Here is a 16391-nt window from a genome sequence, read left to right as displayed (position 1 = left end):
CCGCGACGACGGAGCCGACAGCGGTACGGACCGCCCGTGCAGGGGCGGTCCGTACCCGTGGGGGGTGACTGTCGGCATACGGGCCCGTCCGTTCGGCCGGGCCCGGGACTGCTGCACCGGGCAGGCCCCGGGGCCTGTCGCGGCGCAGACGGGAACTGACTGCCCGACAGTCCCTAGCGGGCGTCCGCCTTGGCCAGCGCCTTGTCGAGCGCCTTCGCGAAGCCGTTCGCCCACAGCTGGTTGACCCGGGAACGCTCCGTCGCGTTCGGGTAGGCGTTGGTGCACGACGTGCCGGGGCCGCCTCCCGACATCAGCTCGCTGCACGGACCCGAGTAGTGGTCCGGCAGCCCGAGCACGTGCCCCGTCTCGTGGGCCGTCACCCGGGTGGAGTTGTACTGCCGGTTCTGCGCGTAGTCGAGGAAGATGTAGCCGCTGCCGTGCCCGTCGGTGGAGGCGTACGAGCCACGCGAGTCGTTGCCCTCGTAGTACCGGAAGTCCGCGTTCGAGCCCGACTGGAGCTTCACGTTCGACACGGAGCTGTTCCAGATCGAGGTACTGCGGGCTATCTGCGTGGCGAACGACGGGGCGCTGGACGCGTTGTAGATGACGGTGACGGAGGCCGCGGCCGGGTTGGCGGCGCGCTTCTCCGCGACGGACTTGATGACCGCCTCGAAGAACGCCTGGTTGGCCTTGGCCTCCGCGGCGGATCCGGTGTAGGCGGCGTACGGTGCGGGAGCGGGTGCCGCGGCGGCCGGGACCGCGCCGAGACCGGCGGCGGTGACACCGAGACCGACCGCCGCCGCGAGCAGGGGACGGGACAGGCGCAGGTGGACTCTCATCCGGTGACTCCTCGGGTGGGGGGTGAAGTCGTCAACGGTGAGTGTCGGCGCCTGTACGCCCGCTGTGATGATGGCAATGGCCGATAGGACACGGCTATCGGCACCCGCCGGGCCGTCCAACTCGCCGCTTTTACTTGCGGTTTGTACATCTGGTGCGACGCCTGGTTCCGCTTTAGGCTCCCGGGGCATGGACCTCGAGGTGAGGCATCTCCGCGCCCTGTGCGCCATAGCCGACACCGGCAGCCTGCACCGTGCCGCGCGTCAGCTCGGCGTGGCGCAACCCTCGTTGAGCACCCAGCTGCGCCGGATCGAACAGGAGCTGGGCGGGGCCCTGTTCGTCCGCGAGCCCACCGGTTGCCGTCCCACCCCGCTCGGCCGTCTCGTCCTGCTGCGCGCCCGGCCGCTGGTGACCGAAATGCGCTCCCTGGTCGCCGAGGCCAGGGCCGCCACCGCCGACGGCCCCCAGTTGCGCGTCGGCTCCACCGCGAGCCGGGCCCTCGCGGGCTGGCTGCGCCGGCTGCGCGGCCGCCGGCAGGAGCCCATCCTGCACATGAACGTCTCCCCGAACGCCCTGCTCCGCATGGTCGCCGACGGCCAGCTCGACGTCGCCTTCGTGCACGAGGTCGAGGGCTCCCCGCTGCGCGTCCCGGAGGGGCTGCGGCTGCGGGTCCTCATCGAACGCGAGCCCCAGTTCGTCTCCCTGCCCGCGGACCACCCGGCGGCGGGCCGGCCCCTGGTGCGCCTCGCCGACCTGGCCGGGGACCGCTGGATGGTCGACCCCACGGTGGACGGCGAGTGGGACGCCGTCCACCGGATGCTGCGCGCGGCCGGACTCAGCCCCCGCGTCCTGCACGGCGACTACCACACGGCCGCCGCCCTGGTGGCGACCGGCGACGTCGTCACGGTCTGCCAGCCCACCTCGCCGTCCCGCCCGGAGGCGGCCGTACGCCGCATCGAGGGCGACCCGCTCGGTGTACGGCTGCTGCTCGCGGCCGGCACGGACGCGGTGGTCGACGCCGTCTACCCCGCGCTCGCGGAGGCCTACTGGGAGACGGCGCTGCTGGCACCGGCGTACCGGGAGTGGCTGGAACGCGAACGCGACGAACGCAGAGCCTTCACACCCACCCGCTGACATCCGGCCACCCCCCGCAGGCCCCCTCCCCGCCGGCCCGCTCAGACCCCGATGTCGCAGCCGTCCGCGCGCCACACCGCGACCACGGCCGGCCGGACGATCTTCCCCGGGCCGTCCGGCCAGGTGCTCGCCGGCTTCTCGACGGACGCTCCGTCGATCTCTCCCGGGTGCTGGACGGCGACGAGCACGCGCCGGTCCTGGACGAGCGGACCGCAGGTCTCCGCGCCGGTCGGCACGGTCAGGAACTGCTTGAGCTCACCGCGCCGCTCGCCGCGCGTCGCGACACCGAACAGGCCGTCGTGCGAGCCGAGCTGGTTGCCGTCCGTGGAGATCCACAGGTTGCCGTGCGGGTCGAAGGCCACGTTGTCGGGGCACGAGATCGGGCTGACCCGGTCCTTCGGGAAGCCCGCGAAGTACGTGGCCGGGTCGGCGGGGTCCCCGGCGACGAGGAACAGCGACCAGGCGAAGCTCGTGCTCTCGGCGCGGCCCCGGCGCTCGGTGAGCTCCAGGATGTGCCCGTGCTTGTTGGTGTTGCGGGGGTTGGCCTCGTCGGCCGCCGCGTAGCCGCTCTTGCCGCGGTTGGAGTTGTTGGTCAGCGCCACGTACACCTTGCCGGTGCGCGGGGAGGGCTGGATGTCCTCCGGCCGGTCCATCTTGGTCGCACCGGCCTTGTCGCCGGCGAGCCGCGTGAAGACGAAGACCTCCTCCGCCGTCATGCCCTCGACGTGCGACACCGCGCCGTCGGCGGTCGCCGTGGCCAGCGGGATCCACGTACCGCTGCCGTCGAACTCGCCGTCGGACGGGAGCGCGCCGGTGCCGTCGACGTCGGCCGCCGGGGAGTCGCCGGTCAGCCGGGCGACGTACAGCGTGCCCTCGTCGAGCAGGGACAGGTTGTGCTCGCGCACGGCCCGGCCGCTGCCCTTGCGCATCCGCTTGCTGCCGACGAACTTGTAGAAGTAGTCGAAGCGCTCGTCGTCGCCGGTGTAGACGACCGGGCGGCCGTCGTCGGTCAGGCGGACGGTGGCGGCCTCGTGCTTGAAGCGGCCGAGGGCGGTGTGCTTGCGGGGCGTGGAGTCGGGGTCGTACGGGTCGAACTCGACGACGTATCCGAAGCGGTGCACCTCGTTCGGCTCCTGGGCGAGGTCGAACCGCTTGTCGAAGCGCTCCCACTTGCGCTCGGTCGTCCCGGTGCCGATGCCGTACCGCTTGTCGGTGTCCCGGCTGCCGCGCGCGAAGTACTGGTTGAAGTTCTCCTCGCCGTGCAGCGTGGTGCCCCAGGGAGTGGTGCCGCCGGAGCAGTTGTTGAGGGTGCCGAAGACCTTGCGGCCGGTCGGGTCGGCGGACGTGCGCAGCAGGGCGGAGCCCGCGGCGGGACCGGTGAGCCGGAACTCGGTGGTGGCGGTGACCCGGCGGTTGAGGTGGTGCCGGGTCACCGGCGTGAGCCGCCCGGTCCTGCGGTCCTCCTCGACCACGACCGCGGACAGCCCGTGGGCCGCCCAGGCGACCTCGACCTGGTCCCGGGTGGGGTTCTCGGGGTCGTACCCCCGGAACATGAGCACCTCGTCGGTGTACTCGTGGTTCGCGACGAGCAGCTGCCGGCCGCGCTCGCCCGGCAGCGGCAGCAGGGCGAGGAAGTCGTTGTTGTAGCCGAACTGACCGGCCTGGGCCGCGGCGCTCTGGTGCTCCGGGTCGAAGGCGGGGGCACCGCGCAGAATGGGCTCGCCCCAGCGGATGACGACGTTCTGGCGGTAGCCGTCGGGTACGACCACGGCGTCGGTGGTGTTGGGGGCGACGGGCTGGAAGCGCAGCCCGCGTGCGCCCTTGCTCCCGCCCGCCTTGGCCGCCGTGGCCGCCTCGGCCGCGGACGCCTGCGGGGCGCCGGGGCCGGCGACGGCCGTGCCCGCCGCCGTGGCGACGGTCACGACGGCCGCCGCCCGCATCACCGACCGGCGGCTGAGCGCACCGGCGATGACGTCGCCGACGTAGGCGTTCGCGCTGGTGTTGGGCACTGCGTGGAAGCAGGCGTCGCCGCAGCGGAACCGGCAGGTCAGGGCGGACCGGCCGCCGGGATGCGAGCCGGACGATCCGATCAACGGCAGCAGCTTGCGCACTTTGTCTCCCCAGATGTTCCCTTGGTGTCAGCGTGACGCTAGGTGGCCGCGGGTGCGGAGACGGGGACTCGAGGTGAAGCCGGGGTGAACCGCTGCTATCCACCGGGGTGTTGGCGACGGTGCCCGCGGGGCGCCGGGAGCGGCCCGGGCGGGCGCCACCACCCCGTGTCCCGGCGTCCGGACCCCGGCCAAGATCACCCGCTGCGGCCGCTAACCTTACGTGTCCGTCCTGGCCAGGGATTTACGGGCATCAACTCACGCGAAGGGTTGCGCACATGGGCATTCTCACTCTCCTGCGGAATGCGTTCGGCCGCTCACGCAAGGGTCGTGACGCCGACGCGGAGCCTTCGCAGGAGGCGACGGCGGCCACGGTTCCGGCCCCGGCGCCCGAGCCGGACGCCCCGGCTCCGGCTCCGGCCCCGGCTCCGGCGAGCGAGCCGGCCGCCTCCGGGACACCGAAGGCGGCCACGTCCTCCGCCGAGGTGCCCGCACCGTCGACCGAGCCCGACCCGTCCGTGGTGGACGACCTGGTCTCGGCCGCGTTCGACAACGTCACGGTCCCCAAGCCCCGCCGCACGGAGCCCCAGGCAGAGCAGACCCAGGAGCGGGAACCGACGGCGCCCCCGAAGCCGGAGGCCGCGCCGGAACTGGCGGCCGCTCCGGAGTCGGAGACCGCGCCGGAGTCGGAGGCCGCGCCGGAGCCGACGGCCGACCCGGAGCCGGAGGCCGAGGCGGAGACCACGTCGGCCTCGGAACCGGAGGTTGAGGCGGAACCGACGCCGGCCCCGGAGCCGGAAGCCGAGGCCGCTCCGGAGCCGAAGCCGGAAGCCAAGGCGAAGCCCGAACCGGAGACCAAGGCGGAGCCCACCCCGGAGCCGGAGCCGAAGGGGAAAGCGGAACCGGAGGCCGAAGCCGCTCCGGAACCGGAGCCCGAGCCCCTGCCCGAGCCGAAGACCGCCGCGGCGAAGCCGAAGGACGAGGCGAAGCCGAAGGACGAGGCGAAGCCGAAGGACGAGGCCAAGGCGGACGAGCCGGCAGCCGCCGACGGCGAGAAGGCCCCACAAGAGACCCCCGCACCCGCCGACGAAACCCGCACGGGTGGTGCGGGCGGGAACGACAAGGCCGAAGGCGAAGCCGAGGCCAAGGCAACCCCCGAACCGAAGCCGAAGGCACAAGCCAAGCCGAAGGCGGAGCCGACGCCGAAGGCGGAGACGCAGTCCGAGCCGAAGGCGACGACTGAGCCCGAGCCGAAGGCGAAGCCCGAGCCCGAGTCGGAGCCGAAGGCGGAGAAGAACCCCGAGCCGAAGGCGGAGAAGGCCCCCGAGCCGGAGCCGAAGGCGGAGCCCTCCGCCAAGCCGGCCCCCCAGGGCAGACCCGCCGTCCCCCTCACCCGCGTGAAGGCGGACGCCCCCACCCTGGTACCCCCGTACAAGGAAGCAGGCACCGCACTCAAGAAGCGGGACCTCACCGGCACCAGGGCAAAGATCTACCTCGTCCTGGACCGCTCCGGCTCCATGCGCCCGTACTACAAGGACGGCTCCGCCCAGGCCCTGGGCGAACAGGTCCTCGCCCTCGCCGCCCACCTCGACAAGACCGCCACGGTCAACGTCGTCTTCTTCTCCACGGAGCTGGACGGCACCGGCGAGCTGACCCTCCCCGAGTTCGAGGGCAGGATCGACGAGCTGCACGCGGCCCTCGGTCACATGGGCCGCACCAGCTACCACGCGGCGATCGAGGAGATCGTGGCGCACTACGAGAAGTCGGGCACGAAGGACCCGGCCCTGGTCGTCTTCCAGACGGACGGCGCCCCCGACGCCAAGGGTCCCGCCACCCAGGCCCTCGCGGACGCGGCGAAGCTCCCCCTCTTCTTCTCGTTCGTCGCCTTCGGCGAGCACGAGGCCAAGGGCTTCGACTACCTCCGCAAGCTGAAGGCGGACAACGCCGCCTTCTTCCACGCGGGCCCGTCCCCGCGCGAGCTGACGGACGCCGAGGTCTACGAGGGCGTCCTGGCGAACTGGCGCCCGTAACGTCACCGCTCCCGGCCGCCCGCTTCCCACCCCGCAAAACGGGAGGCGGGCGGCCCACCCGTGTCGGCTACGATTTCAAGGTTCGTACGACGGCCCGGCGGTGCAGCCGGAATCGACATCCGTCACCGCACGTAGCGACTTGGGAGCAGCCCGCGATGGCTCGACACCTCATCACCAGCGCCCTTCCGTACATCAACGGGATCAAGCACCTGGGCAACATGGTGGGGTCCATGCTCCCGGCGGACGTGTACGCCCGCTACCTGCGCCAGCGCGGTCACGACGTCCTCTACATCTGCGCGACGGACGAGCACGGCACCCCGGCCGAGCTGGCCGCCAAGGAGCGGGGCCTGCCGGTCGACGAGTTCTGCGCGCAGGCGCACGACGCGCAGAAGGCGGTCTACGACGGGTTCGCGCTGGCCTTCGACCACTTCGGCCGCAGCTCCTCCCCGCAGAACGCGGAGCTGACACAGCACTTCGCCCGCCGCCTGTACGAGAACGGGTTCATCGAGGAGCGCGCGATCCGCCAGGTGTACTCACCGGCGGACGGCCGCTTCCTGCCCGACCGCTACGTCGAGGGCACCTGCCCGCACTGCGGTTACGACAAGGCGCGCGGCGACCAGTGCGAGAACTGCACGCGGGTGCTCGACCCGACCGACCTGATCAACCCCCGTTCCGCGATCTCCGGTTCGACGGACCTGGAGGTCCGGGAGACCAAGCACCTCTTCCTCCTCCAGTCGAAGCTCCAGCACGAGGTGGAGGCCTGGATCGACGGCGCCTCCGAGGACTGGCCGCAGCTGGCGTCCTCCATCGCCCGCAAGTGGCTGACCGAGGGCCTGCACGACCGCGCGATCACCCGTGACCTGGACTGGGGTGTCCCGGTCCCGGCGGACACGTGGCCGGAGCTGGCCGCCGAGGGCAAGGTCTTCTACGTCTGGTTCGACGCCCCGATCGAGTACATCGGCGCGACGAAGGAGTGGGCGGACACCGCCCCCGGCGAGAACCGCGACTGGAAGTCCTGGTGGTACGAGCCGGACGGCGCGGCCGACGTGCGCTACACGGAGTTCATGGCCAAGGACAACGTCCCCTTCCACACGGTGATGTTCCCGGCGACCGAGCTGGGCGTGCGCGAGCCGTGGAAGAAGGTCGACTACGTCAAGGCCTTCAACTGGCTGACGTACTACGGCGGGAAGTTCTCCACGTCCCAGAAGCGAGGCGTCTTCACGGACCACGCCCTGGAGATCCTCCCGGCGGACTACTGGCGCTACTTCCTGATCGCCAACGCCCCGGAGTCGGACGACTCGTCGTTCACGTGGGAGCACTTCACGGCCACGGTGAACAAGGACCTGGCGGACACCCTCGGCAACTTCGTCAACCGTGTCCTGTCCTTCTCGAAGAAGCGCTTCGGCGAGGAGGTCCCGGCGGGCGCCCAGCCCGGCGAGGCGGAGGCGAAGCTGGGCGAGGAGATCGCGCGTCTGCTCGCCGAGCACGAGGAGCAGATGGAGTCGCTCCAGTTCCGCAAGGCCGCCGCCGCGCTGCGTGCGCTGTGGTCGGCGGGCAACTCCTACCTGGAGGAGAAGGCCCCCTGGCTGGAGATCAAGACCGACCAGGACGGCGCGGCCCTGACGCTGCGGACGGCGATGAACCTGATCCACCTGTACGCGGTGGTCTCCGAGCCGTTCATCCCGGCCTCCTCCAAGGCGATGCGCTCGGCGTTCGCGGTGCCGGACGACACGGCCACGTGGGTCACCCCCGAGGAGGCCCGCGCCCTCGCCTCCGTCCCGGCGGGCACCCCCTTCACGGTCCCGCCGGTCCTCTTCGCGAAGATCACGGACGAGGACCTGGAGACGTACAAGGAGCGCTTCGGCGGCGGGCCGGCCGCGTAACCCTATGCGTCCCGGCGCAACCTTCCGAAGGTCCACGGGCGTCCCCTGCTTACGAGCACCGACTGAGTAGGGGACCCGTCCATGGCACTGTTCGGCAACGCGCACACCATCGACTCGGCGACGGCCCAGCAGGACTACGCGCGACTGCTGGGCCAGGGCGAGCGGGTGCACGCGGCGTTCCTGCTGATACGGGACACCATCCTGTTCACCGACCGCCGCATGATCCTGATCGACAAGCAGGGGCTCACGGGCAAGAAGGTGGAGTACCACTCCGTCCCGTACCGCAGCATCACGCACTTCGCGGTGGAGACGGCCGGCCACTTCGATCTCGACGCCGAACTCAAGATCTGGATCTCCGGCACCCCGACGCCGATCCAGAAGACCTTCACCAAGGGCGTCGACATCTACGAGGTCCAGGCGATCCTGACGCAGTTCGCCGCCAGGTAGCCGTACCCGCTCCGCCCGGAACAACGGAGTCTCCCCGGGGCCGAGCCAGGCGCCGGGGTGAGGGTCAGCTCGAAGCAGGAGTTGCATTCGCTGACGCTACCGTAGCGGTATGCTGGCATACATGAAGCGCACCACGGTCAAGATCAACGACACGCTGGACGCCAGGATGCGCCATGAGGCCGCTCGGCGCGGCATGACCGTTTCCGAGTGGACGCGGGAGGCCATCGCGGCGCATCTTCCGGGCGGGGAGGACCACGGCGAAGCCGCACCGCGCCGGACCTTCCGTTCCGCAGGTGCGGGCGACAGCGGCCGTAGCGACGTTTCCGAACGCATGGAGGAGTTGCTGGCCGGACTGGCCGAGGGGCGGGACATACTCGCCGACGAGGAGGGCACCAGCCGACGCCGGCTCAGCGCGTGAGCGCCCTGATCGTCGACGCGGGTCCCCTTTACGCTCTGCTCGACCGCCGTGACGCCTGGCACACGGCGTGCCGCCGCCTGCTGGAATCCCACCCCGGCCCCCTACTGGTGCCCACACTCGTCATCGCTGAAGTGGCCCACCTCGCGGAACGGCGGCTCGGGCCGCGCGCCGAGCTGCTGCTTGCTCAGGACTTCGCGGAGGGCCTGTTCACGGTCGAGCCCGTCCATCCGGGCGACTGGATCCGTATCGCCGAACTGACCGCCCGCTACGTGGACCTCCCCCTCGGCATGGTGGACGCCTCGGTGGTTGCCTGCGCGGAACGCCTCGGTGCGGGCGAGGTGGCCACGGTCGATCGCAAGCACTTCGGGACCGTACGCCCGGCGCACGTGGTCTCGTTCACGCTGCTGCCGTGAAACCCTCGGCAACGTCGGGTTGTTGCCCGAACGGGACGCACTTGACGTTGCTGTCAGCGTTCCGAGGTGAAAGCCACGAAGTCCGCCCAGGCGTCCGGCGTGAGCGCCCGACGGGGGCCCTCGACATCCTTGGAATCGCGGACGTGCACGGTGCCGGGAGTGAGAGCGAGTTCCACACAGGAGTTGCCGTCGGTGCCACTGCTGTAGCTGCTCTTGCACCACACCAGTTCGGAGGCGTCCCCGGCGGAGGCCTTGCGGATCATGTTTCTCCCAGCAGTGTCTCGATGAAAGCCAGCGACTCCCTCGGGGGGAGGGCCTGTGCCCGGATCGTTCCATACCGCGGTTCGAGGATACGAAGCTGCTTCGGATCGGCGATCGGTCGCCCGTTGAACGCCCCGTCGGAGCGTCCCACCGCCGTGCCGTCCGGAAACTTCAGCAACTCGATCTTGCCATCCACACCTGGGTGAGCATCCGTGTTCGTCGGCATGACCTGAAGAGTGACGTTGTTCAACCGCCCCACCTCCAGCAGACGTTCGAGCTGCCTTCGCCACACCATTGTGCCCCCGACCTGCCGGCGAAGCGGCGCCTCTTCCATCACGAAGTGGATGGACGGAGCCGGGTCGCGCTCGAAGACAGACTGCCGTGCCAGCCGTGCGGCGACCATGCGTTCCACGTCGTCCGCGGAGTAGGGCGGCTGCGCCGCTTCCATCAGGGCTCGGGCGTGCTCCGGCGTCTGCAGAAGCCCGTGGACGCTGTTGCACTCGTACACCCCGATCTCTACCGCCTGGGCCTCCAACTTGCCCAGCTCCCGCACCCTCTTCGGATACCGGACCTTCTTCACGTCCTCCCAGGCGGCGGCGATGAGTCCGCCGGCGCCCAGCACCTCGTCGGCTCTGTCCAGGTACTCCTGCCGGGGGATGCGTTTCCCACCCTCGACCTTGTAGACAAGGTCCTCCCCGTACCCGACCGCCTCTCCGAACTCGGCGGCCCGCATCCCCACCGTCTCCCGCCGCAGCTTCAACTGCCGCCCCACCGTGGCGAGTACGGCCACGCCCCACTCGTCGTCCGGGTCGACCTCCCACCCCGGCTCATCGGCCTCGCTCCTGAGCCGCCGCACCTCTCCGTCGACTGACATACCGCGCCTCTCCGTCGTACCGCCATGCCGCAACGCCCCTACGCGCAAGCCGCTTTCCGATGGTCCGGACAACAGCCGACAAGCCCCGGACAGTCACCGTGCGTACCGGCGATGTCACTGTTCACGGTAGGCCCGAGCAGCCAGGCTCAGTGACGTGAACCAAGAAAAGTCCACCCAACTCCACCCGCGCACACGTCACTTCCGCGTGCTTCCGTCCCGCACGGCCGGCGGTTCGGCGCACCGCCGCTCTCAGTCGGTGGAGACGCTCCAGATCTGAGCTTGATTGACGACTGGGAGCGGTTCGGCCCGCTTATCAGTCTTGTTGTGGGAGGCGTTGACGGAAGTGAGCGCCCCGGAGCGTTGGTCGAGCAGCAGCACATGGGGACCTGCCCAGGCGATGCCGAAGGTTTCATCGAGGTCGCTCGAGTCGACTGCGGGAAGTGTGTGGATTTCTCGGCAGGTGTTCTCGTTCAGGTCGAAGATCGCCAGGCGGTTGGTGCGCAGAGCGCTGACGTACCAGTGGCCGCTGGGATCGAGTGTTCCCACGCCCACGGTGTCGCCACCCTTGCAGGAGGGAACGGAGACGTTCTTACGTTTGTCGAGGTCGTAGACGTGCGTGCAGTTGCCTTTGCCGCACGTGTCGCCACGCCAGATCACACGGTTGCCGGTGGTGGCCACCACGCTGGCGTTGGTGGCGACGGTTTTGCTGACGGTGTTCGTCCGCGCATCGAGGAGCACGATGTCGGTCACCGCCCGTACGCCGGTGCCGCCTCCTCCCGTGTCGCCGGTGGTCCGCAGGGCGAGCAGGCCCCGGGAGGTGTCGGCGACCGGCCGCAGGCCGCAGGCCGCTTTCAAGGTGGTGTGGGAGGGGCGGCCGGAAGTCTCGTACCTGGTCAGGGTGTAGCGGCTCGAGACGGATCGCGGCAGGTCGGACCCGTTGCAAGTGGTACCGGTCGGCTCTTCGGTGACGGCCCAGAGCCGCTTGCCGTCAGCGGCGGGGAACCATGCGCCGGCCTCGCCAAGGAGTACCGCCTTGCCGGGCTCGCGCGGCTCGATGGCGACGACTCCGCCGTCACGGATGCCTATGATCTGGCCGGAAGTGAGCTCGCGCGGGCTGGCGAGGCGGTAGGCGTCGGCGTTCTCGGCTCCGGCCGGCCGCGGACCGACGACTCGGGGCGATGCGTTCAGACCGTCCAGGACGGCTACCTCGCCACCCAGGTTGACCACGATGTCGTGTGGTGTGGACTGGCTGTCGGTCTCGTCCTCGCCTGGTCCGCAGGCGGTGGCCGTGGCCGTGGCCGTGAGGATGCCGAGGGCCAGCAGAGCACCACATCGCCGTCGGAGCGTCATGGTGTGTGTCGTCTTGTGGACCATCGGGCTCTTCCCCCAGTTTCGTCAGAGGTGGCACTGATGCCGGGAGCGGGTGGTCAGCCCGCTCCCGGCGAGGTGGCCCTACGGCTTGGGCGTGCACGCGCTCCTGGCCGTGCACTCCGAGAAGAAGGGGTAGGCGGTGATGCCGCCCAGCGTTCCCATGTTGCCCAGGAACCGCGCACCACAGCCCGCGGTGTCCTGCCACTTCTCTATGGTGAACTTGCGCCGCTCGATCTTCGGCGTGGTGTAGCCGTAGCTCTTGCCCGGAACGTTGATGGTGTTCGACACCGTCTTGCCGCTGGTGGTCGAGTTGGTGATGTCGAAGCTCGTCTTGGCTTCCACCTGCCCGATCCCCCAGTTCACGCTCCCGCCGATCTCGGCACTCCAGCTCGTCTGCTTCGACTTGGTGGTCGTCAGGTCGTAGCGCAGGATCGACGGCGTAGAGCTTGAGTTGTACTTGCCGGCGGTGCTGCCGACCGCCTCGTACGAGGCGCCTGACGACACCACCTTGTACCAGACGTCCGGCGGGCAGGACTGTGTACCGGTCTCGTCTGCCGTCGCGGACGGCGCCATGATCAGTCCCGTCCCCAGCACGACTGCTCCGGCCACTGCCAATCTACGGATGCCGAGATGCATGCCGAGTCCCCCATGTGATGTTGTGAGTTACCTGAACTGGTCAGTGATCAAGTACTCAGAGCCCATCATGCACAAGACAAACCGGCAAGGTCCCATGGACATTGTTGAGCAGCTCCTGAGCTTGGAACGCCGCCATCCGGAACTCACGTGCGGCCGATTGACCAGGTCGTTTCCGACGCAGGTCGGCGCCCACCAGAGCGCTGCACCAGCAGAAGGGCTCCGGCCCGTGATTTTGATCGACTTCCGTGTGCCCACGCGCACATCTGGAGGAAACTGGTGGCTGTGGACCTCTCCTTCTACAAGTCGGACCTGTCGCAAGAACTCCGCGCCGAAGGTCGCGCCGAAGGCGAGGCGCGACGTGCTGCCGAGGACATCCTGGAAGTACTGGAAGTACGTGGCCTCGACGTCCCCCAAACGGTCCGTGAGCGCATCGTCGGCTGCGACGATCCTGAGACCCTGCGTCGCTGGCACCGGCGTGCCGTCACGGCCCCGACGGCCGAAGAGATCTTCGAGGACGAGTAGCCACGGTCGGCGGAAGGACCCCTCCTCCCCGGGCACCAGAAACCCACCCCGGCGCTGACATGTCCGCGCCCGCCCGTATGGTTTCGCCATGGCAGTCCCCCAGGTCATCCCGATCGCCTACGAGCCCAAGCACCGCACCGAGACCATCGGCCGGTACGCGGACGGCCAGTTCCTGGCGTCGATCACGTACGCCTTCCCCGAAGGGTTCCGTCCCGACGACGGCTGGGAGGAGCACAAGCGCCTCTTCGTGGCGCTGCACACCTTCGACGCCGAGGGGCGCTACCGCGACTCGGAGATCTGGTGCGCGGGCACCTGGGCCGAGCAGCAGCGCGCCCCGCACGGGGAGGGCTCGGTCCTCGCCCAGGCCCGGGCCCACCGGGGCAAGCTGCTGCGGAGCCTGCCCCGGCGCGCGTACACGGACATCGCGATCCGCCCCTTCCGGCTGACCGTCGACGGCGTGCTGTTCGGGCTGCTCACCGGCGAGGACGCCGGGGAGGGATGGGCCGAGCTCTATCCGGACCGCCTCGGCTTCGGCGCCCCCTGGGACGGCCGCTACGACACCTGAGGTCCCGCGTGCCCGGGGTTCGCACACCGGGCGCCCTCGGGTGGGTCAGCCGGCCGAGGCCGACGCGGACGCACCCGGCTGGGTGTCGGTGCTGTCGTGGGTCTCGTCCGGGGCGACGCCCATCGTCAGGGACGCGGTGACCCCCTTGGCGATGCCGTTCTTCCGGTACCTCAGTTTCAGGAGACCGCCCCCGGTCCCGTTGCCCGGGTAGATGGTGTCCTCGGTCAGGGTCGTGCGGGCCGCGGTGTTGGCGGAGTACGGGGCGACCTCCGCCGACGCCAGGACCGCCTCCTCGGAGAAGAACAGCTGGCCGGTGTGGCAGGTGTGACCGCCCTCGTAGCCGGCGTCCGTCCAGGCGCCGTCGACGTGGACCTTCACATGGATGTGGACGCAGCGGCCCTGGTACCAGCCGGGGAAGACGGTCCTGAAGGTGACGTGACCGTGCTTGTCGGTCCGCCAGGTGCCCCGCAGATACCGCTCGTCGTCGGTCGGCTCCGTGTGCCCGCCGCCGCCCGGGCCGCCGGAGGGACCGCCGGACGGCGGCTCACCCGTCGGTGTACCGGACGGGGCGTCGGTGGGGGCGCCCGACGGGGCACCGCCGCCTCCGCCGCCCATGGACTCGTAGCCGGAGTAGACACCCAGCGCCGTGCAGTGCCAGATGTCGACGGCCGCGTCCTTCACCGGCCGGCAGGTGTCCGCGTCGATCACCTTGAGCCCGAGGGTCAGCGGGATGCCCTCCTGGTCCTCGGTGATGTCCTGGCGGATCTTGTCCGCGTCGATGTAGTAGGGGCCCTCGGTGGTCTCCGAGGTGAGCGTGTAGCACGCCTCCGACACCTTGTCCGCGCCGGACGGGCCGCCGGTCCTCGTCCCGTCCGCGAAGGCGGTCACGGCGAGGCCCCCGCCCGCGCCCACGGCCGCGACGGCCGCGCCGCCCGCGACGACGACCTTGCGCCGCGTCAGATCCCTTTTGTGTGCGGGTCGTTGGTTCTCAGTCATGGGCGGGGACGCTAGGGACGGCACCTGTGAGCAGCATGGGTGCGGACTGTGGTTTTCCGTGTCCACGCGAAAGTGGCCCGGAACCGACCTCGGTTCCGGGCCACTTCCACGCGTCGGCGGCTACTTCGGCTGCGGCTTGCGCACGGAGAGGTGCAGCTCGCGCAGCCGGGTCTCGTCGAGTTCCGTCGGCGCGCCCATCATCAGGTCCTGCGCGTTGCCGTTGAGCGGGAACGCGATGGTCTCGCGGATGTTGGGCTCGTCGGCGAGGAGCATGACGATGCGGTCGACGCCCGGGGCGATACCGCCGTGCGGCGGGGCGCCGAAGCGGAACGCGCGGAGCATACCGGCGAACTGCTCCTCGACCGTGTCCCGGTCGTAGCCCGCGATCTCGAAGGCCTTGAGCATGATCTCGGGCTCGTGGTTCCGGATCGCGCCGGACGACAGCTCGACGCCGTTGCAGACGATGTCGTACTGCCAGCCCAGGATGTCCAGCGGGTCCTGGGTCTGCAGGGCCTCCAGGCCGCCCTGCGGCATCGAGAAGGGGTTGTGCGAGAAGTCGATCTTCCCGGTGTCCTCGTCCTTCTCGTACATCGGGAAGTCGACGATCCAGCAGAAGCGGAAGACGTTCTCCTCGAAGTGCCCGGCGCGCTTGGCGGCCTCGACCCGCACCGCGCCCATGATCTTCGAGACCTCGTCGAACTCGCCCGCGCCGAAGAAGACGGCGTGGCCGGCCGAGAGGGATAGCCGCTTCGTCAGCTCCGCGACGTTGTCCTCGGTCAGGAACTTGGCGATCGGGCCGGTCAGCGAGCCGTCCTCGGCCACGCGCACCCACGCCAGGCCCTTCGCGCCCTGCTCGACCGCGTAGTCACCGAGGCCGTCGAAGAACTTCCGGGACTGGCCGGCGACGTCCGGTACCGGCAGGGCACGCACGTGCTTGCCCGCGAAGGCCTTGAACTCCGAGCCCTCGAAGACGTCGGTGATGTCGACGAGCTCCAGCTGGGCGCGCAGGTCCGGCTTGTCGGAGCCGTACTTCAGCATCGCCTCGCGGAACGGGATGCGGGGGAACGGGGAGGTGACGTGCCGGCCGCCGCCGAACTCCTCGAAGAGCTCGGTCATGAGCTTCTCGATGGGCTGGAAGACGTCCTCCTGCTCGACGAAGGACATCTCCACGTCGAGCTGGTAGAACTCGCCGGGCGAGCGGTCCGCGCGCGCGTCCTCGTCGCGGAAACAGGGCGCGATCTGGAAGTAGCGGTCGAAGCCGGAGATCATCAGCAGCTGCTTGAACTGCTGCGGGGCCTGCGGGAGCGCGTAGAACCGGCCCGGGTTCAGGCGGGACGGGACGACGAAGTCGCGGGCGCCCTCCGGGGAGGTGGCGCTGAGGATCGGCGTCGCCATCTCGTTGAAGCCCAGCGCCGTCATCTTGTGACGGATCGCGGAGATCACGGCCGTACGCAGCAGGATGTTGCGGTGCATGCGCTCACGGCGCAGGTCCAGGAAGCGGTACTCCAGCCGCCGCTCCTCGTTGACACCGTCCTCGGCGTTGATGGTGAAGGGCAACGGGGCGGCCGCGCCGAGCAGCTCGACCTCGCTCACCTCGACCTCGACCTCGCCGGTGGGCAGGTCGGGGTTCACGTTCTCCGCGCCGCGGGAGACGACCTTGCCGTCGACACGGACCGTCGACTCCTTGGAGACCTTGTCGAGGGCCTCGTAGGCGGCCGTACCGGGGCGGGCGACGAGCTGCGTGATGCCGTAGTGGTCGCGCAGATCGATGAAGAGGATGCCGCCCAGGTCTCGGCGATTGTGCAGCCAGCCGCTCAGCCGGACGTCGCTCTCGACGTCAGAGGCGCGGAGCTCGCCGCAGGTGTGGGACCTGTACCGATGCATCGTCGTTCATCC

15 protein-coding genes and 1 pseudogene are annotated in these 16391 nt (G+C 70.0%); 8 read left to right on the top strand and 8 right to left on the bottom strand.

Going from position 1 to position 16391, the window contains the following annotated elements; all coding sequences use genetic code 11:
* Positions 1–173: 173 nt before the first annotated feature.
* Positions 174–827: a snapalysin gene (gene snpA / locus AC069T_RS12035; RefSeq protein WP_478782657.1), complete on the bottom strand. Its 654-nt coding sequence runs from the start codon at positions 825–827 to the stop codon at positions 174–176.
* Positions 828–1026: 199 nt separating this feature from the next.
* Here snpA and AC069T_RS12030 point away from each other — a divergent pair, with 199 nt between their 5' ends.
* The gene (locus tag AC069T_RS12030; protein WP_478782607.1) at positions 1027–1971 is read left to right on the top strand and encodes a LysR family transcriptional regulator; all 945 of its coding nucleotides are present in this window, start codon (positions 1027–1029) and stop codon (positions 1969–1971) included.
* Between the two features lie 41 nt (positions 1972–2012).
* Here the strand turns inward: AC069T_RS12030 and AC069T_RS12025 are convergent, their stop codons facing one another.
* On the bottom strand, positions 2013–4082 hold the full coding sequence (locus tag AC069T_RS12025; RefSeq protein ID WP_478782606.1) for a PhoX family protein: 2070 nt from the start codon (positions 4080–4082) through the stop codon (positions 2013–2015).
* A gap of 275 nt (positions 4083–4357) precedes the next feature.
* Between AC069T_RS12025 and AC069T_RS12020 the strand changes: the two genes are divergently transcribed.
* From AC069T_RS12020 to AC069T_RS12000, 5 genes are all read left to right on the top strand, one after another.
* Positions 4358–6109, top strand: a complete 1752-nt coding sequence (locus AC069T_RS12020) for a VWA domain-containing protein (RefSeq protein WP_478782605.1) — start codon at positions 4358–4360, stop codon at positions 6107–6109.
* A 155-nt stretch (positions 6110–6264) separates the two neighbouring features.
* Entirely contained in the window at positions 6265–7992 is a 1728-nt protein-coding gene (gene metG / locus AC069T_RS12015; protein ID WP_478782604.1) for a methionine--tRNA ligase, read from the top strand.
* An 81-nt stretch (positions 7993–8073) separates the two neighbouring features.
* Positions 8074–8439, top strand: a complete 366-nt coding sequence (locus AC069T_RS12010; protein ID WP_358850845.1) for a PH domain-containing protein — start codon at positions 8074–8076, stop codon at positions 8437–8439.
* 121 nt (positions 8440–8560) lie between these two features.
* On the top strand, positions 8561–8857 hold the full coding sequence (locus AC069T_RS12005) for a ribbon-helix-helix domain-containing protein (protein WP_476753110.1): 297 nt from the start codon (positions 8561–8563) through the stop codon (positions 8855–8857).
* Positions 8854–9270, top strand: a complete 417-nt coding sequence (locus tag AC069T_RS12000; RefSeq protein WP_478782603.1) for a type II toxin-antitoxin system VapC family toxin — start codon at positions 8854–8856, stop codon at positions 9268–9270. The genes AC069T_RS12005 and AC069T_RS12000 overlap by 4 nt, the downstream gene beginning before the upstream one ends.
* Before the next feature lie 53 nt (positions 9271–9323).
* Here the strand turns inward: AC069T_RS12000 and AC069T_RS11995 are convergent, their stop codons facing one another.
* The 4 genes from AC069T_RS11995 to AC069T_RS11980 form a co-directional block, all read right to left on the bottom strand.
* Entirely contained in the window at positions 9324–9533 is a 210-nt protein-coding gene (locus AC069T_RS11995; protein ID WP_478782602.1) for a DUF397 domain-containing protein, read from the bottom strand.
* Positions 9530–10405: a helix-turn-helix domain-containing protein gene (locus AC069T_RS11990; protein WP_478782601.1), complete on the bottom strand. Its 876-nt coding sequence runs from the start codon at positions 10403–10405 to the stop codon at positions 9530–9532. Before AC069T_RS11990 ends, AC069T_RS11995 begins: the two co-directional genes overlap by 4 nt.
* A gap of 249 nt (positions 10406–10654) precedes the next feature.
* Positions 10655–11755 (bottom strand): hypothetical protein, encoded by a 1101-nt coding sequence (locus AC069T_RS11985; RefSeq protein WP_478782600.1) that lies wholly within the window; start codon positions 11753–11755, stop codon positions 10655–10657.
* A 102-nt stretch (positions 11756–11857) separates the two neighbouring features.
* Positions 11858–12385, bottom strand: coding sequence for a hypothetical protein (locus AC069T_RS11980; RefSeq protein ID WP_478782599.1), 528 nt, complete (start codon positions 12383–12385; stop codon positions 11858–11860).
* A gap of 285 nt (positions 12386–12670) precedes the next feature.
* On the opposite strand from AC069T_RS11980, the pseudogene AC069T_RS11975 reads away from it, so the two are divergent.
* Together AC069T_RS11975 and AC069T_RS11970 are read left to right on the top strand one after the other, a co-directional pair.
* Positions 12671–12934: pseudogene (locus AC069T_RS11975) on the top strand (hypothetical protein); the annotation flags it as partial.
* A gap of 88 nt (positions 12935–13022) precedes the next feature.
* Positions 13023–13499, top strand: coding sequence for a hypothetical protein (locus AC069T_RS11970; RefSeq protein WP_478782598.1), 477 nt, complete (start codon positions 13023–13025; stop codon positions 13497–13499).
* Between the two features lie 45 nt (positions 13500–13544).
* On the opposite strand, the gene AC069T_RS11965 is transcribed toward AC069T_RS11970, so the two are convergent.
* Both AC069T_RS11965 and aspS read right to left on the bottom strand, forming a co-directional pair.
* Positions 13545–14495 (bottom strand): intradiol ring-cleavage dioxygenase, encoded by a 951-nt coding sequence (locus AC069T_RS11965; RefSeq protein WP_478782597.1) that lies wholly within the window; start codon positions 14493–14495, stop codon positions 13545–13547.
* Positions 14496–14615: 120 nt separating this feature from the next.
* On the bottom strand, positions 14616–16379 hold the full coding sequence (gene aspS / locus AC069T_RS11960; RefSeq protein ID WP_478782596.1) for an aspartate--tRNA ligase: 1764 nt from the start codon (positions 16377–16379) through the stop codon (positions 14616–14618).
* Positions 16380–16391: the final 12 nt, after the last annotated feature.

It is taken from the genome of Streptomyces sp. NPDC043867, assembly GCF_056435845.1.
This window is presented reverse-complemented; position numbering and strand designations above follow the sequence as displayed.

Excerpts from the sequence above, each read along its gene's own strand:
- AC069T_RS12030 (WP_478782607.1), top strand. The coding sequence starts at position 1,027 with ATGGACCTCGAGGTGAGGCATCTCCGCGCCCTGTGCGCCATAGCCGAC.
- AC069T_RS12020 (WP_478782605.1), top strand. The coding sequence starts at position 4,358 with ATGGGCATTCTCACTCTCCTGCGGAATGCGTTCGGCCGCTCACGCAAG.
- metG (WP_478782604.1), top strand. The coding sequence starts at position 6,265 with ATGGCTCGACACCTCATCACCAGCGCCCTTCCGTACATCAACGGGATC.
- AC069T_RS12010 (WP_358850845.1), top strand. The coding sequence starts at position 8,074 with ATGGCACTGTTCGGCAACGCGCACACCATCGACTCGGCGACGGCCCAG.
- AC069T_RS12005 (WP_476753110.1), top strand. The coding sequence starts at position 8,561 with ATGAAGCGCACCACGGTCAAGATCAACGACACGCTGGACGCCAGGATG.
- AC069T_RS11995 (WP_478782602.1), bottom strand. The coding sequence starts at position 9,533 with ATGATCCGCAAGGCCTCCGCCGGGGACGCCTCCGAACTGGTGTGGTGC.
- AC069T_RS11990 (WP_478782601.1), bottom strand. The coding sequence starts at position 10,405 with ATGTCAGTCGACGGAGAGGTGCGGCGGCTCAGGAGCGAGGCCGATGAG.
- AC069T_RS11985 (WP_478782600.1), bottom strand. The coding sequence starts at position 11,755 with ATGACGCTCCGACGGCGATGTGGTGCTCTGCTGGCCCTCGGCATCCTC.
- AC069T_RS11970 (WP_478782598.1), top strand. The coding sequence starts at position 13,023 with ATGGCAGTCCCCCAGGTCATCCCGATCGCCTACGAGCCCAAGCACCGC.
- AC069T_RS11965 (WP_478782597.1), bottom strand. The coding sequence starts at position 14,495 with ATGACTGAGAACCAACGACCCGCACACAAAAGGGATCTGACGCGGCGC.
- aspS (WP_478782596.1), bottom strand. The coding sequence starts at position 16,379 with ATGCATCGGTACAGGTCCCACACCTGCGGCGAGCTCCGCGCCTCTGAC.